This is a genomic window from Xanthobacter autotrophicus ATCC 700552 (assembly GCF_043194565.1).
GTDB classification, from domain to species: Bacteria; Pseudomonadota; Alphaproteobacteria; order Rhizobiales; family Xanthobacteraceae; genus Xanthobacter; species Xanthobacter autotrophicus_F.
Genome location: NZ_JBAFVS010000017.1, coordinates 64897 through 87322, shown reverse-complemented (window position 1 = coordinate 87322; position 22426 = coordinate 64897). Strand labels below are relative to the sequence as shown.

The following is a 22426-nucleotide window of genomic DNA, read 5'->3' as shown; positions in this document are numbered from 1 at the left end:
GCCGGAGCGACCTCACCAGCGCAGCAGGCGCGGCCCCATGGCCCAGCCGAACACGGTGACGACGGCGATGCCGGTCGCGTACCACAGGCCCACATAGACCGGCGTGTCATTGAGGCAGTAGGCGGCATAGGCGAGGGCGCCGATGCCGCCCGCCAGGAGGCCCATAAGCGCCCCGCAATGGGGCAGCTCCGTGGGCACCGCCTCGCGCAGCACCAGGGTGAGCAGCGCCAGCGGGAGCACCGAGAGCAGCGGAATGGCCACCACGCACAGCCGCCATTCGCGGAACATGACCACTTCGTACCACTGAGATGGCGAAAGCGACGCGAGCTCAATGCCTGCCGCGAGCCAGACCAGCCCCAGGGGGAGCAGCACGAAAAGCAGCGCGCGCGACCGGGCGGTGCCTGCGCGCGCGGCCCGGCGCAGTCCGTAGAACGCGATGGCCACCACGGCGGCGAGAAAGCCGATCTTCAGGGCAAAGTCGGGCGTCCTGACCGCCTCCACCATGTCGGGGCGCAGGCCGAGGGTGAGCATGCACACCAGCGCCGTCGCCGCCAGCGATCCGAACACGGCAAGCGCCACGATGCGGTCCTGCCGGCGGGGATCCACGGCCTCGACGCGGGTCGAGAGGAAGTCGATGAGGTCGTCGGTATTCATGGGCGTGCCTCCGACAGCACGACGGCGAGCCGCTTCATGCCGCGATGTATTCCGATCTTCACCGCCGCATCGGACATGCCGATGCGCGCGGCCGCTTCCGCTATGCTGAGGCCCTCGATCTTCACGTATTCGATGGGAAGGCGGAAATGCCGCGGCAGTGTCGCCAGCGCCTTATGCAGCTCGCGTGATGTATCCGCGGCGGAGAACTCGTCGTGCTCGTCGGCGAGATCATCCACCTCCTCGATCTGGACATGGCGCAAGGCCCGCGCGTTGGCCCTGAGATAATCGATGAGCTTGTAGCGCGCGATACCATAGGTCCAGGCCAGCACCGGGGAGGAGCCGTCATAGGTGTGGCGCTTGGTGTGGAGGACGAGGAGCGTGTCCTGCACCAGGTCCTCGGCCTCGTCCATGCCCGCGCCGGAGCGGCGGAGCCGGTTGCGGAAATAGCTGCGCAGGCGGCCGGACACGTGCTGCAACAGGGCCCGGTGCGCGGTGGCGTCGCCGGACTGGCTCGCCTGCATCAGCGCCTCGAGATCAGGTTCAGGACTGGTCATGAAGTTCCCCCTCATGCGGATGTCTTCGCCCCGGGGACGTCGTGTGTTACCCCACGTCCCATCACGAAACTGCGAGCACGCCGGCCGGAAGCACCAGATAAGGGGGGAGACTTTCCCGCGGCTCGTTTTATTCCATGATGTCGGATCGAATGTCTCGCGCCACGGTCAAAAACAGTTGACCTCGTGAAAAGTCACCATCTGTAACCTGAAGGGTACGATTTGCGGAAACCTCCATGTCAACGTATTGAACATGGAGATTACATCATGCGTAAGTCGATCCTTTCCCTCGCGATCCTCGCCGGGGCCCTCTCTTTCACTGCCGTTGCCCGGGCTGACGACAGCGTGACGGAGGCCAACCGCGAGAGCATCCGGGTGGCGCGCGGCGTCACCGCCGACCACGATGGCGGTGCCCAGCACGTGCTCGGCTATGGCAACCAGGCGCATGCCGGCGGTTTTGCCGGCGCGCAGCCCGGTCCGGCCGGCGTCTCCGCCAACGACACCTTCCTGTTCGAGCTGGGCGATCGCGGCCTCGGCCAAAACTGACCGCAGCCCGGCCGCGGCGGCAGGTCCGACACGACGGGTCCGCCACGGCCGGGGCTTCCGTTCAGGGCCGAATCCACTCAGGTTGGCGAAACCTGAGTGGATTCGGCTTTTTTGTGGGCCTTGCGGGATGCTCGGCGTCTTACGGCGGCGTGCCGGGCTGGGTCTCCACCGCGACATAGATGCGCCAGCGGCCCTCTTCCTCCTGCGCCAGGCGAAAGAGCGGGCTTGCCGCGAAGGGATCGTTTCGCCACGCCCCGTCCTGCGCCGTCACCACCGCCGCCCCGCAGCCGAAGTTCTGGCGCATGTGCGCGAGGTCGGCGGGCGTTCCTCTTCCCTCGAAGACGCGGGCGAACAGGTCGGTCGCCTCTGCGCGTTGCTGCGGCGTCAGCGGCGCGAAGGCGAGGGCCATTTCGGGTCCCGCAAAGCAGGAGCGCCGCCGAGCCAGAAGAGCCCAGGACAGGTTGATGGGCCAGGGCGTCAGCTGTTCCAGCCGGCCCGGATTGCTGGCAATGCGCACGTCCGCCGCCACCTCGCGGCGCACGGCGGCCCACAGGGCGGGATCGCCTGCGAAGGTCCCGCCATCGATGCTCCGCACGCCCCGCAGGTTGCCGGCAGCGAGCGTGATGCTGTCCGGCAAGCCGGCGGCGATGAGCAGCGCCGCGGCGCCCATCGCGAGCCACCGCCTCCGGTGCAGGGCACCCGCGATCGCAGCGCCTGCGAACCCGGAAAGCACCAGCACCGCCGGCAGGACGGCGCGCCAGCCGAGGTCATTGTTCTCGCCGGCCGTGCTCACGAGAAATGCGCTGATGGCCAAGGCGCAGAGCGTCAAGGTGCCGAGGGCGGATGCGAGGCGGCGGGTTCCGGTCTCCCCACCCCTGCGCCGGCGGAGTGCCATGGCGAGGCCGGCGGCACCGGCGAAGGCGATGGCGGGAAACTCGATGGGCAGCAGGACGAGCCAATAGGCAGGGATATCGAGCATCATCCGCAGCCCAGCCGGAAACGCCGGGCCGAGCACGGCGAACGGCTCGATCCGGAGCGGCGGCCCACCGCCACGCAGCGCCGCGACCTGAAGCTGCGCGAGCAGGATCGGCGCCACCAGCGCGCCGGCGCCGAGGGCCGCGGTCGCCACCAGCGCCAGGAAGCGCCCGCGTCCCTCGCTGGGTCGGCGGGCGGCGAGGACCAGTACGGCGCCGCCGCCCGCAAGCGCGAAGGTGACGCCGCCGACCCACAGGGAGCTGTCGAACCCTGCCGCGACCAGGAGTGCGAGCACCGCCGTGGCTCCGGCGGAAGGCCGGGTGCGCACCTGCGCCAGCAGCCAGACGGCGAGCACCACGCTTGAGGCCGACGCCACATGGTGCGGGCTCCAGCTCGCCTGATACAGCACGCCCGCGAGCCCTGTCGCCGGCTCGATCACCTGATCGACACGGGTCGCGCCGAACAGGGACGCAAGGAGCGGCCTCAGCGAGCCGGAAGCCGCCGCCGCCAGAGCCAGAAGCGGCGCCGTTGCGGAGGGGCGGAACCGGAAGGCAATGCCGGCCACCAGCGCCAGCGCGGCGAAGGCCGAGAGAAAGGTGGCCGCCGCATCCGCCTCCCATCCCGTCGCGCCGGTGAGAATGACGAGCTGGGCTGCTCCAAAATGCCAGAGATAATAATAGGATATGACCCCAGGTGCGCCGCCGGCGCCGAACACCGGATTGGCCGGAGGCACCACCCCGTGGAGCGCGATCTCGTCGATGAGCGCGATCTTGGCGTGATCGTAGATGGGGGTCGCCAGGGCGATGGCGCCGTCCGCGCCGACCTTGGGCAGGACGGCGGCTGCGGGGATGCAGGCGAGCAGCGCGGCGACCGCCAGGGCGGGCAGGAGGAGACGTGCTGTGGCGTCTGTCGCGGCAAGCGCCTCCCGACCGTTGCGCAGGAGTGGCGCGCCGATGCAGACCAGCGCTGTGACCAGCAGAATGGCGCTTGGCGATAGCCCGGTGATCGGGGCAAGGGCCAGCATCGCCATGTTCTGCACGGCCCAGCCGAGCGCGGGTGCCAGCGCGATGGCTGGGGCTCGGTGGAGCATGAGGGCGCGAGCGACAAGCCAGCCGGGTCCGCCCCAGAGCAGGAGCCCGGCGAGGATCGAAAACAGGAGATGCGCGGTGGAGACCATCGCCGGTCAGTCCCGGTGTCCGACCGCGCCTGAAATGGCTGCGCCCGCGCTGCCGGCCTTCACAGGCCGGCGAACCAGTTGAAGCCCTGCTTCTCCCAGAAGCCCAGGGGATAGGTGTTGGTGACTTCGATGGCGCGGATCCATTTGGGATTCTTGTAGCCGAGTTTCACCGCGGTGCGCAGGCGCAGCGGGAAGCCGTAGGGATCGGTGATGGGCTCGCCGGCATATTTGGTGGCAAGGATGGTCTGGGGGTGGAGCGCCGAGGCCATGTCGATGCTCTCCATGTAGTTGTCGTTGCCGTAGAAGGCGATGTATTTCGCCGAAAGGTCGGCCCCGATGCGGGTCAGGAAATCCTTCAGGTTCGGCCCCGACCACTGGCCGATATAATCCCAGCCTTCCACGCAGATGTGGCGGATGATCTCTTCCTGCTCGGGTAGGGCGTAGATCTGGTCCAGCGTCCAGGGGCGCTTGTCCTTGATGAGGCCGGACAGCTCCAGCTTCCAGGTGGAGATGTCCACCGGCTTCACCTCGTCGATCTCGTAATAGGCGTTGAAGCGCGGCGGCTTCACCACGAGGTCGGGAGAAAAGGTGGGGGCAAGCTTGTGCGGGTTGAACAGGGCGGCCTGCACCCCGTCGTTGAAGTCCGAGACCGTCTTCAGCACGCTCTGCACTGCGCCGCGATTGGAGATGTCGCAGCCGGCGAGCAGCGAGAGGGCGCCGAGGCTGAAGGTGCCGCGCAGCACCTTGCGGCGGTTGATGGCCTCGATCAGCTTGCGGTTCTCGATGAGCAGGCTCTTGTCGGGCGTGGTGACCGAGGGACGCCGTGTGGCGAAGGGATTGCGGAATGCCATTTTCGCCTCCGGTCAATGGGGGGTGGTGGGCGCAGGTGCGCCCTCGGAATGGGTGTCTTCGGCGGGCACGGCCGGCCCGCCGGTGAGCATGGCGAGGATGGTGCGCGGCACGAGCAGCGCCAGCGCCACATGCACCACCATGAAGCCCACGATGGCCGCCATGCCCAGGAAATGCGCGAGCCGCGCCCCCTGGAAGCCACCGAACAGGCTGACAAGAAAGGAGAATTGCACCGGCTTCCAGATCGCGAGGCCCGAGACGACCTGCACGATGATGATCGCGATGACGCCCACATAAAGCACCTTCTGCACCGCATTGTAGTGCGTCAGGTCCGCATGCTTCAGGCGGAAGGTCAGCGCCGCGATCATCTCCGCCACCACCTCGCGCGGGCGGATGGGGAAGAGCAGCCGGGCAAAGCGACCGGTGGCGATCCCATAGGCGAGGTAGAACAGGCCGTTGAAGACCAGGATCCACATGCCGAAGAAATGCCATTGCAGGGCATGCTGAGCCCAGATGCCCAGCACGATCTCCTGCGGGAAGTGCAGGAAGCCGAAGATCACTTCGTCATTATAGATCTTCCAGCCGCTGCCGATCATGATGATCATGGCAACGGCATTGGTCCAGTGCATGATCCGGATTGGAATCGGGTGCATGCGCCTTGTGCGGTGTGTGACAGGGTTCATGGTGCGTCTCCGCAAGACATTTATGTAATCATTTTTACATTTTATGTATTTATATATTTCATTCATTTAGTTTTTGATGTATAGATTCGTGCAGATCATGTTTGTTGAAGGGATCGATGTCATGCGTGCAGCCCCCGTGCTCTATGCCCTGTTCCTCGTCTGCGCGACGCCCGTCGCCTCCGCCGTCGCGGGAGGGCCGCCGCACGCCAACACCCAGGCCGGGCCGGCCGACAATGACCTCACCCCCGCCGAGCGCATGGCCGCGCGCTTCCCCCAGAAGGTGCGCGTGGGCGACCTCGTCGGGCTTCCGCTGCTCGATTTCGACGATCGCACGCTGGGCTATGTGCGGGAGGTGGCGCGCACGCCCGAGGGCGGCATCGTGCTGGTGGTGCCTGTGGGCGGCTGGTTCGGCCATGGCGGCCGGCCGGTGGCGGTGCCCATCGAGACGGTGGCCATTCTCGGCCGCCAGATTGCCCTGCTCGATATTCCCCGCGCCGATCTGCCCCAGCGGGCTGGCTGGGCGGCGAAGGATGGCGCGCCCATATCCGGCGACGAGATCATCCGGATCGCCATTACCCGCAGGTGAAGCCGGAGCGGGGAGGGGGCGGCCCATCACCGCCCCTCCATGCTTTGGGCGATGCGGTTCACCGCATCCACCGTGCCCAATTCCTCCGTGCCCAGTTCCATCGTGTTCACGTCGCGCCGGTTCAGCGCCAGGTGGCGACCGAAGGCCAGCGCCGTGCGCTCCAGTGCCGCGCGCAGGCCCGTATCGGCGATGGTCTCGAACTCCGCCACATGGGCAAGCCCCAGGATGCGACGGTGAATCTCGATGCCGGCAAAGCCCAGCGCATCGCGCCACACGGTGTCGAGGTGCCGGGCGAGAGCCGTTTCGCTGCCCACGGCATCGCCCTGGTCCTCGAACAGGTCGCGCCCGCCGAGGATGCCGGTGCGCTCGGTGCGCCACAGGCGGGAAAATTCCGCCGCGAACACGCCCCAGCATGTCTCCGCCGTGGCAAGCAGCTGGTCCCCGGCCAGGGCCGCGGTGCGCGCGTCGGGGCGGTGAGCCTTGCGGGTGAAATAGGCCATCCACAAGTGCGCCAGCAGCACGCCCACATCGAACCCCATGGGGCCATAAAGCGCGAACTCGGCGTCGATGACGCGGGTGTCATCCGCCGTCGCCATCACCGAACCGGTGTGCAGATCGCCGTGCAGCAGGGTTTCGGCACAGGTGGCGAAGCGCGCCTTCATCTCCTGGGCGGCGATCTTCAGGGCACGGTCGGCGCGAACCGCCTGCACGGTCGCCTCAAGTCCCGGCGTGTGCCGGTTGAGGGGGGCATCCTTGAACGGGTCGCAGAAGACCAGCTCTTCGGTGATGCCGGCCAGTTCCACGTTTCCGGCAAACAGGGCAAGGTCGGCCTTGCGGGTGGCGGTGGGCATGGACCAGTCGGAGCCGCGGAACAGGGTGCGGGCGAGATAGAGGCCAAGGTGTTCGCCGAGAAGCGGTAATTCCTCGCCTTCCATGAGTGCCCGGCGCACCACCTTGTGGGGCGTCAGATGCTCCATCACGAGGAGCGACTGCGCGGGGTCGAACAGCTTCAGGTCGGGCACGCGGCCGGGATCGCGTGCGCCCAGCCTTTTCAGGGCCTCATGCTCGAAGAAGGCGCGGTCCAGCGACATGGGCCAGCTTTCGCCCACCACGCGGGCGTAGGGCAGCGCCTGTTTCACCACCAGCGAGCCTCTCTCGCTCTCCACGATGAAGACGAGGTTCAGGTTGCCGTCGCCCACCTCGCGCACCCGCCATCCCGTGGCAGGGCCGAGGGGGGCGAGGAGTTCCGCCCGCGCGCCGAGGCGCAGCGGCAGGCTCTCGCAATCGAGGGGGTGGTAGGAGGTGCGCTCGAGCATGGCGGTCTGGCTCCCTCTCTCAGCGGGCGGCGGGTAGGTCGGCGAGCGCCCCGGCGTCCCACGCCAAAGCGAATGCGGCGGCCAGCGCGATGGAGCGGCAGGCGCCGTTGTGGTCGCCCTTCTCGAAGTCGCCATCCACGCAACCGAGCTGGTTGGTGACATGGGCGAGGCACAGCACCGGCCGGCCTTGCGCGCGGGCGAAGGCGTAGAGGGCGGCCGCCTCCATCTCCACCGCCAGCAGCCCCTCGGCCTTGCGGCGGGCGATGGCGGCTTCGGTCTCGCGGAAGGGGGCGTCGGTGGTCCAGGTGGCGCCCGTCAGCACCGGGCCGTCGGCACGGGCGAAGGCTCGGCGGGCCATGGCGATGAGAGCAGGATCCGCCGCCGCGAAAGGCGAGGCCGGAAGGTAATGATAGCTCGTGCCCTCGTCGCGCAGCGCCCGGTCGATGAGGATGTGGTAGGAGGGCGGCGCATGGTCGGCGATCTGGCCGGCGGAGGCGACGGAAATCAGAAGCTCGCAGCCGCAGACGAAGGCCTGCTCGGCCACCAGCACGGAAAAGGACGAGCCGACCGCATAGCCGACGATGCCGAAGGCAAGGCCCTCTTCCTCCCACTCCCACATGTCGGTGTGGTAACAGGCCCAGACCGTGGAACGCCGCGCGGCGCGATGGGCGCGCACATAGTCCACCATGTCGCCGTCGGGATCGAGCAGGACGATGCGCGGCACCGGCCCCGCCGCCAGTCCCTTCTGCCGGCGCGCCTCGCGCATCATGTTTTCCGGCCGGAAAACGGACGGGGCGCGATGGTCGGCCCGCTCGATCAGCGGCAGAAAACTGGAGGTCAATGAGCCGGACGTCAATGAACCGGAGGGAAGCGGCGTGCGCACCGGGCGTTCGGTTTCGGCGGGATCGAGCAGGGGCTGTAGCAGCATGGAAGGGTCTCACATCTTGTTCGGCCGGAGCGTTTTCCGTGAGCCGGAGCGAACGGAAAACGCTCTAGGCGGGCCTGGACGATTGGGTCGCCACCCGCAGGAAGGTGGAGACGATGCGCGTGCCGGCGGTGAGCGTGGTGCCCAGGTTGCCGGCGACCTTGGACACGCCGCCCCGCCGTCGGCGATAGGCCACCGGGATCTCGACGATGCGCAGGCCGGCACGGGCCGCGCGCATCTGCATCTCGATGTTCCAGCCGTAGGTCAGCTCCCGCATGCCGAGACCCACGAGCGCATCGCGGCGGATGGCGCGGAAGGTGCACATGTCGGAATAGGCGACGCCGTAGAGCGCCTGCATGGCGCAGCCGGCGGCACGGCCCGCCGCCACCTGGTGCCATGCCATGCTGCCCGGCTCCCGCACGCCGCGGGTGCGCGAGGCGATGGCGAAGTCCGCCGTCCCGGCCTTCAGCGGGGCCAGCAACGCAGGCAGGAAGGCGGGGTCGTCGGCGCCATCGGCATCCATGAAGGCGATGATGTCGGCCGACCGGGCCTCGCACACGCCCTCCAGGCAAGCTCTGCCGAAGCCCCGGCCGGAGGCGAGCACGGTGGCGCCGCGGGCTATGGCGATCTCGCGGGTAGCGTCGCTCGAGCCGCCATCGGCGACGATGATCTCGTCCACCACGCCCGTGGGGATTTCCGCGAGGGTCGCGCCGATGGCCTCCGCCTCGTTCAGGGTCGGGATGACGAGGGCGATGCGCAGGGGATTTTCCGGGGCCATCACAGGCTCCACCTCAGGCCGCAATTGGCGCAGGCGGCGGGCGGTGTTTCTGACAAAAGCCCGTCGCGGAAGCCGCGATAGGCCTCGCCTTCCCAGATCTGCGACAGGCTCTGCCGCGTGGCGTCGCCGAGCGTGTAATTCTCGTAGCCGCGCTGGGAGAAGGGCGCGATGCAGCAGGGCAGGGCACGGCCATTGGCGGTGAAATACATCACCGTCCACGGACGCCGGCACATGGACCACGGGGATGGGGATCCGGGAGACGGGGATGCGGGCGAGCCGCTTTCCGCCCGCTTCAGGCTCAGGCCCGGCTCGGCGGCGGCGCCGGAGGCGGAGAAGACCATGCCCAGCGAGCGGGCGATCTCAGTCGCCTCGGCGATGTAGCGCGCTTCGTCGGAATTGATCTGCTCGTAGAGCGCCTGGTCCGGCCGGGCGAGGCCGATGGCCTCCTGCTCGAAGAAGACGAGGCGCTGGAGATAGACTTCCTTGACGCCCAGCTCGGCGGCCACCTTCACGAAGGCCGGCAGTTCGGAAATGGTTTCCTTCAGCCCGGTGAGCCAGGCGGACACGCGCGGGTTGACGTGGCCCTCGCGCTCCTGCAATTCGCGGAAGGCGCGCACGTTCTTGAGGATGCGATCGAAGTAGTTCTTGCCGCGAATGGCGCGGTAAGAGGCCGCATTGGCGGCATCCAGCGACACACGCAGCTCATCGAGGCCGGCGTCGATCATGGCGCGGCCGTTCTTCTCGTTCAGCACCGTGCCGTTGGTGTTGAACAGCACATAGGTGCCGCGATCCTTGAGATAACGGACCATCTTGTCGAGGTCAGGCACCAGCATGGGCTCGCCGATGCCGTGCAGCACGCAGCGCTCCAGGTCCGGAATCTGGTCCACGATGGAGGTGAACAGCTCCCAGCTCATGTCGGCGGGGGGCTCCAGCTCCTCATAGGTGCGCGGGCAGGTGGTGCATAAAAGGTTGCACCGGTTGGTGGTCTCCAGATAGAGGCACACCGGCTTCTTGACCGGAACGCTGGTGCGGTTCGTCTCCGCCCGCTCGAAATAGCGACGGGCATCGAGGGGGCCACCGGGTGTGATCACGTTCATGGGGCATTGTCCGTCAAAGGGATGGATCGTTCACGAGGCGCGGCGCTGCGGGAAATCGCCAGGCATCTCGGTGGGCAGGCCGAGGCGTTCGGCAAGGTCCTGGGAGGCGAGCAGGCGGCGCATCAGCCGTTCCGTATGGCGGGCAACGCCGCGCTGAAGGCCGGACGTGCCGAAAGGCACGGCCTGGATGACCTCGCCGTGCAGAAGTCGCAGCGCGGTGGCATCGTCCACGTCGTACCAGGCCGGCAGCAGGTGAACGTCGAGGCCGATCTCGGCGGCGCGCTCCAGCGTCTGCTGGCAGACGCGCTCGGTGCTCCAGTCGATGTCCTCGAACAGCCGCCAGCGTGGGGTCTTGAGGCCGAGCACGTAATAGCCACCGTCCGTGGAGGGGCCGAGCACCGCCCGCTCGCCCGGCTGCGCCAGCGCGTGGGCCAGTTCGACGAGGAGGGCAGGGGGCAAAGTGGGGCTGTCGGAATTGAGCACGGCCGCCGCCGGGTGCCCCAAGGCGAAGAGGTGGCCCATGGTGGCCCGCAGGCATGCGCCGAAGCCGGGCAGCGCCGCCTCGATGCGGCCGACGCCGGGCGGCAGAATGGCATCGAAGAAGTGGCCCGCGCCCGCCGGCCCGTAGGCCACATAGGGCGTCAGCCGTGCGAGCGCGCCGGCGGCGAGGATGTTGCCCACGATGTCCTGCACGAAGGCGGTGTTGAAGGCGGCGGCCTCGTGGGGCGAAAGCGGTGGGCAGAGCCGCGTCTTGGTGCGCCCCGCCGCCGAGGCCTTCGCCATGACGGCGATGGCGCAGGAGAAGATGCCGGACGTGGACACGCGAGAATTGGACGCGCCGGAACTGGAAATGCCGCCTGGTCCTTCAGTCATCGCAAGCCCCCGCTCTGGTGTGTCATTGGTTTGGAATTCGCTCGCCGCAGGCCGCGCGTTACAGGCATCACGAAGGAGTGAACGCGTATCCTTCAGCCATCGTGGTCGCCGGCCTTCCCGGCACTATCCGCGCGCGTCGAGCCGCGCGCGCAGACACGCGACCTCCGCCTCCAGCGCCGCGATGCGGTCGTCGCGCTCCTTCAGCGCGGCGGCGACGAGGGGTGCGTCGATCTTCTGCGGGATGTGCTGCGGGCAGTTGATGTCCCAGGCGCGCACGCGAAACAGCAGGGCGCGCTCCGGCAGGGCGCCGTAGTCTTCGGGCATCAGGCGGGCGACGAGATCCGGGTCGTTCTCCACCGCGTGAAGCTCTCCCCAGATCTTGATGCGGCGGCGATGGGCGTAATCCATGAGGAACAGGAAGGCCTTGCTGTTCTCGCTCAGGTTTCCCAGCGTCACATACTGGCGGTTGCCGCTGAAGTCGGCGAAGCCGAGGGTTTCCTCGTCCACCACTCGGATGAAGCCCTTCGGCCCCCCGCGATGCTGCACATAGGGCTGTCCTGTCGCGTTGGCTGTGGCGAGATAGGCGGAGTCCAGCTCGCCGAGAAAGGCGACGAGGTCAGGCGTGATGCGGGTGCGGAAGCCGCCGCGTGCTTCCACGCGAGCATACATGGCGCGCGAGCCGCGCTCAGCCTGCGCCGCCTTCACCGCGGGCGTGAAGGCGATGTCGCTGGCAGGCGCCGGATGGAGCGGGTCTGACGGATCGGGCATGGCAAATCCTCCAGAGGGAGGCCGGGACCGCTTGACGGTCCCGGCCGATGGGATGTCAGGCCGCGCGCGGGGCGCCGGAGCGCACCACCGGGAAGTCGATCTCGGTTTCCGCGACGTTGTTGAGATAGTTGGTGAAGATGTTCATGGCGACCTGCGCCACGATCTCCACGATATCGCCGTCGCCCAGCCCGGCCTGGTGGGCGTGGGCGAGGTCTCCATCGCTCACCTTGCCGCGGCTCGCGACCACCGCGCGGGCGAAGGAAAGCGCCGCCTCGGCCTTGCTGTCGGCGGCGCGGCCGGCGCGGGCCTGGCTGATGTCGGCGTCGCTGAGGCCGGCGCCCTTGCCGATGAGCGAATGGGCGGAGAGGCAATAGTCGCAGCCATTCACCTCGGCCACCGCGATGGCGAGGCTTTCACGGATCTTGGCCGGCAGCGCGCCGCCGCCGAGGGCGCCGGACAGGCCGATGAGGGCCTCGAGAGCGGCCGGGGACTGGGCCGCAACCTTGAACAGGTTGGGCGTGGAGCCGAACTTGGCTGCGACGGCGGCGAGAAGATCCTTCGCCTTGCCGGTGGCGGCGGCGGGGTCGAGGGCGGGAACGCGGCTCATGGGATTGATCCTTCCTTCGGCGTCCCTGCCCGTGGGGGCAGAGGCGGAGGGCGGGACGAAGCCGCTGCGGCCGCGTCGCCTCCGGCTCTTCATGGGGCGCCGTGGGAAAAAGCTAGGCCTTCCCGTCGTTGTGCAGAATGAGTAGAGTTTGAAAGCTATTCTTTCGAAAAGTGAAATCAAGGCATGGACCGCATCGACGCCATGACTGCCTTCGTCACGGCTCTCGACGAAGGCAGCCTGGCCCGCGCCGCGCGCCGGCTCGGCCGCTCGCCGGCGGCGATCACGCGGGCGGTGGCGCAGCTGGAGGAGCATCTCGGTACGCGCCTCCTCCACCGCACCACGCGCGCCCTGCACCTGACCCAGGCGGGCGAGCTGTATCTCGCGTCATGCCGAGCCATCCTCGCCGATCTCGCCGAGGCGGACCTGCTGGCCGCCGGCGAGCGCACCGATCCCAGGGGCATCCTTTCCGTGACCGCGCCGGTCATGTTCGGCCGCCTGCACGTGGCGCCGGTGATCGAGGATCTCCTGGAGGCATATCCGGCGCTGCAGGCGCGGCTGCTGCTGGTGGACCGGGTGGTCAATCTGGTCGACGAAGGCCATGACGCGGCGGTGCGCATCGGCCATCTGCCGGATTCAAGCCTTGTCGCCACGCGGGTCGGCGAAGTGCGGCGCGTGGTGTGCGCGAGCCCGGACTATCTCGCCGCCCGCGGCACTCCCACCGTGCCGGCGGACCTGTCGACGCATCGGGTCATCTCGTTCTCGCAGATCACCGAGAACGCGGTGTGGACCTTCGCGGCGGGGCCTTCGGGCGGTGCGCGCAAGCAGGTGAGCGTCACGGCCTGCTTTACCGTCAACAGCGCCGATGCTGCCATCGCGGCGGCGGCGCGCGGCCGAGGGGTCACCCGCGTGCTGTCCTATCAGGTAGAGGAGGCGGTGGCCGCCGGGCGCCTGCGCCTGGTGCTGGAGGATTTCGAGGGCGAGCCGCTGCCGGTGCATGTGGTCTATCCGGGCGCGCGCCTGCAGGCGGCGAAGCTGCGTGCCTTCGTGGATTTCGCGGTGCCCCGCCTGAGGGCGCGGCTCGCGGCCCTGCCGGTTTCTTCGGGGTTGGCTTGAATGGCGTGACGCTCAGCCGGGCCTGCCGAGGCGCTCGCGCAGGAACTTCGTCATGAGCCGCACCTTCTTCGGAGTGTAGCGGCGGCTGGCATAGATGAGCCAGGCAGCGGTGTCGAACGAGGTGGCGGCGATGTCGTGGTCGGGAAAGAGGTCGATGAGTCTGCCGGCCGCAAGGTCCGGCCCCACCAGCCAGTCCGGTAGCAGCGCCAGCCCCAGCCCGTCGCGGGCCGCGTGGCGGATGGCGAGGCCGCTCGATATGGCAATATCGCCGCGCACCGGTACCTCCTCCACCTGGCCGTCGCGGCGAAACAGCCAGCGCAGGCGGAAGTCCGGCAGGCCGAACACGATGGCGCAATGCTTCCCCACCTCCTGCGGCGAGCGCGGGGCGCCCTCCCGCGCGCAATAATCGGGGCTCGCCACCACCCGGTAGCGGGTGGCGAACAGCTTCACTCCGATCACGTCCGCCCGCATATCTGGCGCCAGCCTGAGCGCCATGTCGATGCGCTCGGCGGCAAGGTCGAGGTTCGTGTCGGTGAGGATGAGATCGAGCTTGAGGTGGGGAAAGCGCATGCGCATTTCCGGCAGCAGCGGCATCAGGCAGGCCTCCCCGAAAGCGACGGAGGCCGTCAGCCGGAGCGTGCCCACCGGCTCCTCGCGCGCGGATGCCACCTCGTCGCGGGCGCGATCGAGCTCGTCGAGGATGGGCTCCACACGAGCGAGATAGGCCAGCCCCGCCTCGGTCAGCGACATGGTGCGCGTGGTCCGGTGCATCAGCCGGGCATCAAGCTCCGCTTCCAGTGCCGCCACGGCACGGGAGACGGCGGAAGCGTCCATGTCGAGGTCGCGGGCCGCAGCGGCGAAGCTGCCCCGTCTCGCCACGTGGACGAAAATGCGCAGCTGGGTCGTGTCCATTCGTGCAGGTTATGCACGAATGTACTGTCGCAGCCACCATTTTTCACCGCCGTGAGCACGCGCCATCTTGCCTCTGCTTTTGGAGGTATCTTGGCATGAAGACTTTGCTTCGGATCGATTCCAGTGCGCGGATCGAGGGCTCGCGGTCGCGGCACCTTGGCGATGCGCTGGAGGCACGCTGGCGCGCGAGTACTCCCGGCGGCGCGGTGGTCCGGCGGGACCTCGCGGTCGATCCCGTTCCGCACATCGACGCCACCACCATTGCAGGCTTTTTCACTCCGGCGGACCAGATCACCGGCGAGATGCGGGCCGCCACCGGGCTCTCCGACCGCCTCATCGGGGAGGTGGAGACGGCGGATGCCTTGCTCATCACGGCGCCCATGTATAATTTCGGCCTGCCCTCGACGCTGAAGGCGTGGATCGACCATGTGGTGCGCATCCACCGCACCGTCGCTTATGACGGCGCCACCTTCCGGGGCCTCGTGACCGGTAAGGCGGCTTATGTGGCGCTCGCCTATGGCGCGGGGAGCTACGAGCCGGGCGGGGCTCTTGCCCCCTTCGACTATGCCAAGCCCTATATCACCCACGTGCTCGGCTTCATCGGCTTTCGCAACATCGAGGTGGTGGGCGTGGAAGTAACCAATGGCGAGGAAGGTGCAGCTGCGGCCGCACTCGATGCGGCGCTGAAAGCCATCGAGAGCCTGCCGTCCCTCGCTGCCTGAAAGTTTCCGGAGAAAAATCGCCGGGTGCGCGAATAAAACGGAAGGCTCCGTGGTCTTGGCTGGTGTGGGTCCGCCCACGCCAGCTGAAGCGGCCGCTCCCTCGGGGCGCCGCTCTCCCGCGCCGGACGTGTCCGGCCCACCCGGAGAGACCCATGACCAAATCCGACACCACCACACCCGCCCCCGACGCGGATGGCATCCACCGCCGCGGCTTCCTGGAATGCATGACCTGGGCCGGCACGGGCATCCTTTGGTCCCTGTCCGGTGGCCTGCCGAGCGGCCTCGGCCTTGGCTCCGCCTTGGCGGCGGAGCCGGCCAAGGCCTTCACCTTCCTCCAGATCAGCGACAGCCATGTGGGCTTCGACAAGCCGGCCAACCCGGACGCCCTCTCGACGTTGCGCGAGGCGGTGGCGCGCATCAAGACGCTGAAGGAGAAGCCGGCCTTCATGATCCACACCGGCGACATCAGCCACCTGTCGCGGGAGAAGGAATTCGACGACGCCGACCAGATCATCAAGGAAGCCGGACTTCCGGTCTTCTACGTGCCGGGCGAGCATGACCTTCTCGATGATGGGCAGGGCAAGGCCTATCTCGACCGTTACGGCAAGGGCTCGAAGGGCGCCGGCTGGTACAGCTATGACCATGACGGCGTCCACTTCATCGCCCTCGTGAACGTGGTGGAGCTGAAGGCCGGCGGCCTCGGCAATCTCGGCACCGAGCAGCTTGAATGGCTGGAGAGCGACGTGGCGGGCCTGCCGTCCTCCACCCCCATCGTGGTGTTCGCCCACATCCCGCTCTGGACCGTCTATCCCGAATGGGGATGGGGCACGTCGGACGGGCTGCAGGCGCTGGCCTATCTCAAGCGCTTCGGCTCGGTGACGGTGCTGAACGGCCACATCCACCAGGTGATGCAGAAGGTGGAGGGCAACGTGACCTTCCACACCGCCCGCTCCACCGCCTTCCCCCAGCCGGCGCCGGGGAGCGCGCCGTCGCCCGGCCCGCTGAAGCTGCCGGCGGGCGAACTGCGCAAGAATCTGGGCATCGCCACGGTGAACTTCGTCCGTGGCTCCCAGCCCCTCGCCATCATCGACCAGCCGCTCGAAGGCTGAGCGCGCCTTTGCCCCTTCCCATTTCCTGAAAGGAGTTTTCCGTGCGTCAGCCCTTCGCGCAGCTTCCCGCCTTGCGGTCCGGTCCCGCCGCTGCCCTCTTCGCGGCAACCCTCCTCGCGCTCGCCCTCGGCCTTGCGGCACGGCCGGCCGCAGCGGGTGGGGAGGTGACGGTCTCAATCGACAATTTCACCTTCACCCCCGCCGAGGTGACGGTAGCGCCCGGTACCACTGTGACCTGGGTGAACAGTGACGACATCCCGCACACGGTGGTCGACAAGAAACAGGCATTCCGGTCCAAGGCTCTCGATACGGAAGGCAAGTTCTCCTTCACCTTCAACACGGCCGGCGACTTCACCTATTTCTGTTCGCTGCATCCCCACATGACTGGCAAGGTGGTGGTGAAACCTGCGGGCTGATTTCAACGAATATGACTCGCAGCGGAACACGGGGTTCCGCTGCGATAGAGCTTGAGGAAGCGGGGCAGGTCGATGCTGGCAACAGGTCCGGGATACCCGCTGGGGTGTCCCGCCGGGGAGGCGGGAGGGGCGGGCGCGCTTTTCGTCCGGCGGCGCGGATGGTGGGCCGTGGTCCTCGGCCTCGCCGCCTTGGTGCCCGAAATCGCCCGCCCGCGCACCCCGCGGGTCTGGAGCAAGGCTTTTCTGTCTGGCCGCCATGAGCAGGCCGCTGCTGTTCCTGCCGCCGATCGCGGCCTGGATGCGGCCGGGGCGGCGCGGTTCGATGCGCTGATCCTGCCGCACCTCGATGCGGCCTATAATCTGGCGCGTTATCTGAGCCGGGATCCGGATGCGGCGCAGGACATCGTGCAGGACGCCTTCCTGCGCGCCTATCGCAGCTTCGCCGATTTCCGCGGGCTGAGCCCGCGGGCGTGGCTGCTCGCCATCGTGCGCAATTGCCATGCAACATGGCGTCTCAAGCGTCGGCGGTTGCCGCAGTCCGCCCCCCTGCCGCACGCCGAAGGGGAGACGCCGGACGATGCGGCCGCTCTTCTTGTTGACGGGGACACGCCCGAAAGCCTTCTCCTGCGCCGCACCGAAGCGGAAGCCGTGCGCGCGCTGCTGGAACATCTTCCCGAGCCGCTGCGCGAGGTGCTGGTGCTGCGCGAGCTGGACGAGCTGTCCTACCGCGAGATCGCGGAGATCGCGAAGGTGCCGGTGGGCACGGTGATGTCGCGCCTGTCCCGTGCGCGCCGGTTGTTCGCGGACCTCTGGTCGCGCGCCGCGCCAGACAGGGAGGCGGCCCCATGAGCACGCCCACCCCCGAAGCCGGGCCCTGCGCCGAATGGGAGGCGCTGCTGAACGGCTATCTCGACGGCGAACTGGACGCCGCCCATGTGATGGAGGTGGAGCGCCACCTTGCCGATTGCCCCGCATGCGCAGGCGCCCTCGAACGCATGACGCGGGTCCGGCAACTCATCACCCTGGACGACGTGCGCTGGCGCGCCCCGCTGGCCCTGCGCGACAGCGTGATGACCGCTCTCGCACGGGAGCGAAGCGCGGCGACGGCCCCGCCCTTGGAGCGGCCCGCCGGGATCACGGGGCTCATGGGCCGTCTACGCGCCATGCTGCCTTCCCTCCAGCGATGGAGCGCCATTCCCTCGCTGGCGGTGCTCGCGGCGGCGCTGCTGCTCGTGGTGCTGCCGCCGAGGGGCGGGCCATCGCTGGAGCAGGAACTGGTCGCCGGCCATGTCCGCTCCCTGCTGGCGGAGCATCTCACCGACGTGGCAAGCTCGAACCAGCACACGGTGAAGCCCTGGTTCGGCGGCAAGATCGATTTCTCGCCCCCGGTGGTGGATCTCGCGGCGCGTGGCTTTCCGCTGGCGGGGGGGCGGCTCGATTATATCGGCGGGCGGGTGGTGGCGGCCCTTGTCTATCGCCGCAATGGGCATGTCATCAACGTCTTCGTCTGGCCCGCCGGTTCCGACGCGCACCTGGCCAAGGCGTTCATGGCGCGCGCCCATGAGGGCTACACCCTTCTCAACTGGTCCGAGGCCGGCCTGACCTACTGGGCCATCTCCGACCTCAACACGGTGGAACTCGAGGAATTCCAGGAGGACTTCCTGGAGGCGCTGCCGAAATAGGGCTCAGCCGGCGACGGCGAGGCGCGACAGGTCGGCGAGCGAGGAGACCACGAAATCGGGCGCATGGCCAAGGGCTTCCTCCTGCGTCCGCAATGCCTTGTAGAGCGTCGCCGGCCGTAGCGCTCCGGCGGTGCGGGTCATGTCTGCGGCAATGTCTTGGGCGAGCGCAGCCTGGGGCACGCGCACAATACGGGCGACGCGGAAGCCGAAGCGCTTGGCACCGGCAATGTCGAAGCCGTTGGAGGAGACGAAGACCACCTCGTGCGGCTTCACCCCGAGCCGCTCCTCCACCAGCTCGTAGGCCCGCGGATCGGGCTTGAACGCGCGCTTTTCGTCCACGCTGATGGTGGTCTCGATGAGGTCGCGCAGGGCAGAGCCGCCCACCAGCGCATCGAGCATCTGGGGACTGCCATTGGACAGGATGGCGCGGCGCACGCCGGACAGGCCGCCAAGCGCCGCCACGGCGTCCGGATAGGGGGCGAGGCGATTGTAGGCCTCGGCGATATCGTCGAAGAGGGTGGCGGTGGGCGAGAGGCCGAGCACGCCGAGGGTGTAGGCCAGCGCCTCCCGCGTCACGGTCCAGAAGTCGCGGTAGTCGTCCATGAGCGAGCGCAGCCAGCTGTATTCCAGCTGCTTCATCCGCCAGATCTGGGTGATGATCTCGCCATGGCCGGGAAACGCCCGGTCGGTCACGTCGGCGACGGACTGCACGTCATAGAGCGTGCCGTAGGCGTCGAATATGAAAGCCTTGATCATGGGCGTCTCTCCCTTCGGATCGGTTTTGAAGGCAGGGCTGCGCTGAAACCGCGTCCGCGAAGGTCAGCGCGGCTCCAGTGCGGCGAGGGCGGGACGCAGCACACCTTCCAGCAACGCCCGCTCGGGCCGGATGCGGGACAGGACGCGGATGCCGAGCAGGATGCCGAGCAGCATGCGCGCGAGGTCCTCCGCCGATTGGCCGGCGGCGATGGTGCCATTCTCCTGGCCTGCCGCCACGCGACGGCGGAAGAAGCCCTCGATCTCGCCGAGGGTGCGGCTTGCCGCGGCCCGCAGCTCGGGATCGTGGGGGCCGAGCTCCACGGCGGCATTGACCAGCATGCAACCCTTCATGTCGGGATCGTTCAGCGAACGCTCCATCACCTCGTCGAAGAAGGCGCCGATGGCCGCGCGCGGGGCGATGGCGGGGTCTTCGAGGCGCCGGATGCGGTCGGCCACGCTCTCGTCCACATAGCGCTGAAGCGCGCGTTCATAGAGCGCGTGCTTGTCGCCGAAGGCATTGTAGAGGCTGGCGCCGGTCAGCCCCATGCAGGACGCAAGGTCGCGCACGGACGTGGCCTCATAGCCGTGCGTCCAGAAGCAGCGGATCGCCGCGTCCAGAACCTCGGTTTCGTCGAACGCCCTTGGCCGTGCCATGTCTCACGTGGTCTTTCGTTGGGGTATGCGGGCAAGGCTAGCCCCCGCCCGCCTCGTCGTCACCCGGCGCGGCGCGCGGTCTGGCCGAAGAGGATTTTCTTGCCTTCCTCGGTCACGGCCGGCCGGCTGGAATAGGGCTCGCCTTTGGCATAGGCGGCGATGGTCGCCGGCCGTGCCGCCACGGCCTCGAACCAGCGCCTGAGGTGGGGAAAGTCGGCGAGATCCTGCCGCTGGCGCTGGTGGGGCACGATCCACGGATAGATGGCCATGTCGGCGATGGAATAGTCCGGGCCAGCCACAAACGCGCCTCCGGCCTCGGCGTTCGCCGCCAGCCGGCGGTCGAGCACGCCGTAGAGCCGGTTCGTCTCCTTCACGTAGCGCTCGATGGCATAGGGGATTTTCTCCGGCGCATACTGGCTGAAATGGTGGTTCTGCCCGGCCATGGGGCCGAGCCCGCCCATCTGCCAGAACAGCCACTCCGTGACGCTCGTGCGGCCGCGCATGTCGGAGGGGATGAAGCGCCCGGTCTTCTCGGCGAGATAGAGCAGGATGGCGCCGGATTCGAACACCGAGATCGGCGCGCCCTTGTCGGCAGGGGCATGATCGACGATGGCCGGCATGCGATTGTTGGGCGCAATCGCAAGAAAATCCGGCTTGAACTGGTCTCCGGTGCTGATATCCACCGGGATGATCCGGTAATCGAGCCCCGCCTCTTCCAGAAAGAGCGTGATCTTATGGCCGTTCGGCGTCGGCCAATAATAAAGATCGATCATTTTCAGCCTCTTTGATGCGCTGAACGCTACGCGGAAACGGGCGCGCCGCGTAGAATTTGCAGGAGGGACCTTGCGGCCTCCGCTTCAGCGTGCATTCTATATCAGTCGATCTAAAATGCAAATCCGGTCCGGCCGCAAGGCCTGGACCGCCTGGCACAGGTGGCCCCGTGATCCGCTTCTACTTCCATCCCACGCCCAACCCCGCCAAAATCGCCCTGTTCCTGGAGGAGGCGGGCCTCCCCTACGAGCTGGTGCCCGTCGATACGGCGAAGGGCGAGCAGCACCTGCCGGCGTTCCGCGCCATCAATCCCAACGGCAAGGTGCCGGCCATCGTCGATACCGAGGGTCCCGGCGGCGGCGAGGCGCGGGTGTTCGATTCCACCGCCATCCTGCTCTATCTCGCCGAGAAGACCGGCCGGTTCCTCGGCGCGCCGCAGGACCGGCCGGAGCTTCTGTCCTGGCTGCTCTTCCTTGCCAGCGGGCTCGGGCCGTTCTCGGGGCAGGCGGTGCATTTCCAGCATGCGGCGCCGCAGGGCCTCGACTATGCCGTGAACCGCTACCGGCGGGAGGTGGAGCGGCACTACAAGGTGCTCGACGACCATCTTGCCGCGCGCCACTTCATGGTGGGCGAGACCTACACCATCGCCGACATGTCCGCCTGGGGCTGGCTCGATCGCGCCGCGCGGGTGCTGAAGGTGGAGAGCGATCCGCTGTCGGGCTTCCCCAACCTGAAGCGGTGGTTCGCGGAGATCGACGGCCGGGCAGCGGTGGGTCGCGCCCGCGCGGTGGGCAAGGACCACAGCTTCAAGGCGTCCGGCGACGAGGAAAGCCGCCGCGCCCTCTTCCCCTCCAACTATCCGCCCGCGGCCGCCGAGTGAGCCGGCCGGCGTTCGCCGCGCGGGCTGTTGCAGCTTGAGCGGCGACGCCGGCGGTTCGCCATGGGTCAAGCGAGTGCGGGACGCGTGCTCGGAGCCCCGGCACGTCCCGGTTTGCGGATCGGGCCAATTCGCATTTGCGAATGGGTCGCGTAGTGTTGCAAAATGAAGCATGCCCCCTTCCACGCCACAACCCGGCAGTTCATCTGACACACGCGCTCCGGCGCGGACCTTTCTTGGCAGAGACCGGCGCACGCTCCTGCTCTGGTGCTGGCAGGGGATGGGCGGGGCGCTGGCGGTCGCAGCCATGGAGATCGCGGCCTATTTCGGCGAAACGCCGCTGGCCCTCATTCCGTTCGCCACCTCCATCGTGCTGGTGCTGGGCATGCCGGAGGCGGAGGCGGCCCAGCCCCGCGCTCTGGTGGGAGGCCATCTGGTCTCGACGCTGGTAGGCCTCGCCATGCTCGCCGTCTTTGGGCGCTCGGAACCGGCCGCCGCGGCGGCGGTGGGGATCGCCATGGTCGCCATGCGGGCCAGCGGCACCATGCATCCACCGGCGGCCATCAATCCCATCATCGTGGTGATGGAGGCCATGAAGCCGGGCTTCCTGCTGGTCCCGGTGGGCCTCGGCGCCGTGCTTTTGTCGCTCTATGCGTTCGGCTGGCACAATCTGGCCCGGCGCGGAAGCTGGCCGTCCCGCTGGTGGTAGGCTTGGAGCGGTGGCCACAGTCGGGGGTTCCAGCCCTCGTCCGGGCGACCGCGCCCCGCCAAATATGTACGGCTGCTTTGAAAAGTTTGGGGGCAGATCAGGGCTATCTTATATTGAAGAGCGATCTTCTGTCATTTTGCCATTCGATACGGCAAAAGCCTGTAATTTAAAGCCCGCCCATGGCGAGATATTTGATCTCCAGATATTCCTTGATGTCGTGGCTCGATCCCTCGCGGCCGAGGCCGGACTGCTTGACGCCGCCGAAGGGCGCAACCGCCCTCCAGATGCGCGCGAGCGCCCGCTGCGAACAGGCGTCGATA

Annotated in this window: 26 protein-coding genes and 1 pseudogene; 10 read left to right on the top strand and 17 right to left on the bottom strand. The window is 67.9% G+C overall.

What is annotated here, in order from left to right:
* Positions 1-12 precede the first annotated feature (12 nt).
* Together V5F48_RS17395 and V5F48_RS17390 are read right to left on the bottom strand one after the other, a co-directional pair.
* Positions 13-654, bottom strand: coding sequence for an NrsF family protein (locus V5F48_RS17395; RefSeq protein WP_394259727.1), 642 nt, complete (start codon positions 652-654; stop codon positions 13-15).
* Positions 651-1208, bottom strand: a complete 558-nt coding sequence (locus tag V5F48_RS17390; RefSeq protein WP_394259726.1) for a sigma-70 family RNA polymerase sigma factor — start codon at positions 1206-1208, stop codon at positions 651-653. Before V5F48_RS17390 ends, V5F48_RS17395 begins: the two co-directional genes overlap by 4 nt.
* Before the next feature lie 264 nt (positions 1209-1472).
* Between V5F48_RS17390 and V5F48_RS17385 the strand changes: the two genes are divergently transcribed.
* Positions 1473-1751: a hypothetical protein gene (locus V5F48_RS17385; RefSeq protein ID WP_394259725.1), complete on the top strand. Its 279-nt coding sequence runs from the start codon at positions 1473-1475 to the stop codon at positions 1749-1751.
* A 139-nt stretch (positions 1752-1890) separates the two neighbouring features.
* Here V5F48_RS17385 and V5F48_RS17380 read toward each other — a convergent pair whose 3' ends face one another.
* From V5F48_RS17380 to V5F48_RS17370, 3 genes are read right to left on the bottom strand one after another with little or no spacing between them, the layout of a single operon-like run.
* Positions 1891-3903: a hypothetical protein gene (locus V5F48_RS17380; protein ID WP_394259724.1), complete on the bottom strand. Its 2013-nt coding sequence runs from the start codon at positions 3901-3903 to the stop codon at positions 1891-1893.
* A 59-nt stretch (positions 3904-3962) separates the two neighbouring features.
* On the bottom strand, positions 3963-4754 hold the full coding sequence (locus V5F48_RS17375; RefSeq protein WP_394259723.1) for a molybdopterin-dependent oxidoreductase: 792 nt from the start codon (positions 4752-4754) through the stop codon (positions 3963-3965).
* Between the two features lie 12 nt (positions 4755-4766).
* The gene (locus V5F48_RS17370) at positions 4767-5435 is read right to left on the bottom strand and encodes a cytochrome b/b6 domain-containing protein (protein WP_394259722.1); all 669 of its coding nucleotides are present in this window, start codon (positions 5433-5435) and stop codon (positions 4767-4769) included.
* Between the two features lie 121 nt (positions 5436-5556).
* Here V5F48_RS17370 and V5F48_RS17365 point away from each other — a divergent pair, with 121 nt between their 5' ends.
* Positions 5557-6021: a PRC-barrel domain-containing protein gene (locus V5F48_RS17365; RefSeq protein WP_394259721.1), complete on the top strand. Its 465-nt coding sequence runs from the start codon at positions 5557-5559 to the stop codon at positions 6019-6021.
* Between the two features lie 26 nt (positions 6022-6047).
* On the opposite strand, the gene mtnK is transcribed toward V5F48_RS17365, so the two are convergent.
* From mtnK to V5F48_RS17330, 7 genes are all read right to left on the bottom strand, one after another.
* Positions 6048-7337 carry an S-methyl-5-thioribose kinase gene (mtnK, locus tag V5F48_RS17360; protein WP_394259720.1) on the bottom strand — a complete coding sequence of 430 codons (1290 nt, stop codon included), beginning with the start codon at positions 7335-7337 and terminating at the stop codon, positions 6048-6050.
* 19 nt (positions 7338-7356) lie between these two features.
* Positions 7357-8265 carry a nucleoside phosphorylase gene (locus V5F48_RS17355; RefSeq protein WP_394259719.1) on the bottom strand — a complete coding sequence of 303 codons (909 nt, stop codon included), beginning with the start codon at positions 8263-8265 and terminating at the stop codon, positions 7357-7359.
* 64 nt (positions 8266-8329) lie between these two features.
* Positions 8330-9040: a glycosyltransferase family 2 protein gene (locus tag V5F48_RS17350; RefSeq protein ID WP_394259718.1), complete on the bottom strand. Its 711-nt coding sequence runs from the start codon at positions 9038-9040 to the stop codon at positions 8330-8332.
* Positions 9040-10137 (bottom strand): radical SAM protein, encoded by a 1098-nt coding sequence (locus V5F48_RS17345; RefSeq protein ID WP_394259717.1) that lies wholly within the window; start codon positions 10135-10137, stop codon positions 9040-9042. The genes V5F48_RS17350 and V5F48_RS17345 overlap by 1 nt, the downstream gene beginning before the upstream one ends.
* A gap of 30 nt (positions 10138-10167) precedes the next feature.
* Positions 10168-11010 carry a TIGR04282 family arsenosugar biosynthesis glycosyltransferase gene (locus tag V5F48_RS17340; protein ID WP_394259716.1) on the bottom strand — a complete coding sequence of 281 codons (843 nt, stop codon included), beginning with the start codon at positions 11008-11010 and terminating at the stop codon, positions 10168-10170.
* 123 nt (positions 11011-11133) lie between these two features.
* The gene (locus tag V5F48_RS17335) at positions 11134-11778 is read right to left on the bottom strand and encodes a pyridoxamine 5'-phosphate oxidase family protein (protein ID WP_394259715.1); all 645 of its coding nucleotides are present in this window, start codon (positions 11776-11778) and stop codon (positions 11134-11136) included.
* A gap of 55 nt (positions 11779-11833) precedes the next feature.
* A complete protein-coding gene (locus V5F48_RS17330; RefSeq protein ID WP_394259714.1) occupies positions 11834-12385 on the bottom strand; it encodes a carboxymuconolactone decarboxylase family protein in 552 nt (183 codons plus the stop codon).
* Positions 12386-12568: 183 nt separating this feature from the next.
* Here V5F48_RS17330 and V5F48_RS17325 point away from each other — a divergent pair, with 183 nt between their 5' ends.
* Positions 12569-13498 (top strand): LysR family transcriptional regulator, encoded by a 930-nt coding sequence (locus V5F48_RS17325; protein ID WP_394259713.1) that lies wholly within the window; start codon positions 12569-12571, stop codon positions 13496-13498.
* 12 nt (positions 13499-13510) lie between these two features.
* On the opposite strand, the gene V5F48_RS17320 is transcribed toward V5F48_RS17325, so the two are convergent.
* Entirely contained in the window at positions 13511-14410 is a 900-nt protein-coding gene (locus tag V5F48_RS17320) for a LysR family transcriptional regulator (RefSeq protein WP_394259712.1), read from the bottom strand.
* A gap of 95 nt (positions 14411-14505) precedes the next feature.
* On the opposite strand from V5F48_RS17320, the gene V5F48_RS17315 reads away from it, so the two are divergent.
* The 5 genes from V5F48_RS17315 to V5F48_RS17295 all read left to right on the top strand — a co-directional run bounded on the left by V5F48_RS17315 (position 14506) and on the right by V5F48_RS17295 (position 18339).
* Positions 14506-15132, top strand: a complete 627-nt coding sequence (locus V5F48_RS17315; RefSeq protein ID WP_394259711.1) for an FMN-dependent NADH-azoreductase — start codon at positions 14506-14508, stop codon at positions 15130-15132.
* A gap of 152 nt (positions 15133-15284) precedes the next feature.
* On the top strand, positions 15285-16241 hold the full coding sequence (locus V5F48_RS17310) for a metallophosphoesterase family protein (protein ID WP_394259710.1): 957 nt from the start codon (positions 15285-15287) through the stop codon (positions 16239-16241).
* A gap of 41 nt (positions 16242-16282) precedes the next feature.
* A complete protein-coding gene (locus tag V5F48_RS17305) occupies positions 16283-16657 on the top strand; it encodes a cupredoxin domain-containing protein (RefSeq protein ID WP_394259709.1) in 375 nt (124 codons plus the stop codon).
* A 168-nt stretch (positions 16658-16825) separates the two neighbouring features.
* Positions 16826-17506 (top strand): sigma-70 family RNA polymerase sigma factor, encoded by a 681-nt coding sequence (locus tag V5F48_RS17300; RefSeq protein ID WP_394259708.1) that lies wholly within the window; start codon positions 16826-16828, stop codon positions 17504-17506.
* Positions 17503-18339: an anti-sigma factor family protein gene (locus V5F48_RS17295; RefSeq protein WP_394259707.1), complete on the top strand. Its 837-nt coding sequence runs from the start codon at positions 17503-17505 to the stop codon at positions 18337-18339. Before V5F48_RS17300 ends, V5F48_RS17295 begins: the two co-directional genes overlap by 4 nt.
* Before the next feature lie 3 nt (positions 18340-18342).
* Here the strand turns inward: V5F48_RS17295 and V5F48_RS17290 are convergent, their stop codons facing one another.
* The 3 genes from V5F48_RS17290 to V5F48_RS17280 form a co-directional block, all read right to left on the bottom strand.
* Positions 18343-19095, bottom strand: a complete 753-nt coding sequence (locus V5F48_RS17290; protein WP_394259706.1) for a haloacid dehalogenase type II — start codon at positions 19093-19095, stop codon at positions 18343-18345.
* A 63-nt stretch (positions 19096-19158) separates the two neighbouring features.
* Positions 19159-19749, bottom strand: a complete 591-nt coding sequence (locus tag V5F48_RS17285; RefSeq protein ID WP_394259705.1) for a TetR/AcrR family transcriptional regulator — start codon at positions 19747-19749, stop codon at positions 19159-19161.
* Positions 19750-19808: 59 nt separating this feature from the next.
* Entirely contained in the window at positions 19809-20522 is a 714-nt protein-coding gene (locus V5F48_RS17280) for a glutathione binding-like protein (protein ID WP_394259704.1), read from the bottom strand.
* A gap of 167 nt (positions 20523-20689) precedes the next feature.
* Here V5F48_RS17280 and V5F48_RS17275 point away from each other — a divergent pair, with 167 nt between their 5' ends.
* Together V5F48_RS17275 and V5F48_RS17270 are read left to right on the top strand one after the other, a co-directional pair.
* Entirely contained in the window at positions 20690-21400 is a 711-nt protein-coding gene (locus tag V5F48_RS17275) for a glutathione S-transferase family protein (protein ID WP_394259703.1), read from the top strand.
* A gap of 169 nt (positions 21401-21569) precedes the next feature.
* Positions 21570-22106, top strand: coding sequence for an HPP family protein (locus V5F48_RS17270; protein ID WP_463593826.1), 537 nt, complete (start codon positions 21570-21572; stop codon positions 22104-22106).
* 166 nt (positions 22107-22272) lie between these two features.
* Here the strand turns inward: V5F48_RS17270 and V5F48_RS17265 are convergent.
* Positions 22273-22380: pseudogene (locus tag V5F48_RS17265) on the bottom strand (aldehyde dehydrogenase family protein); the annotation flags it as partial.
* Between the last annotated feature and the right edge of the window lie 46 nt (positions 22381-22426).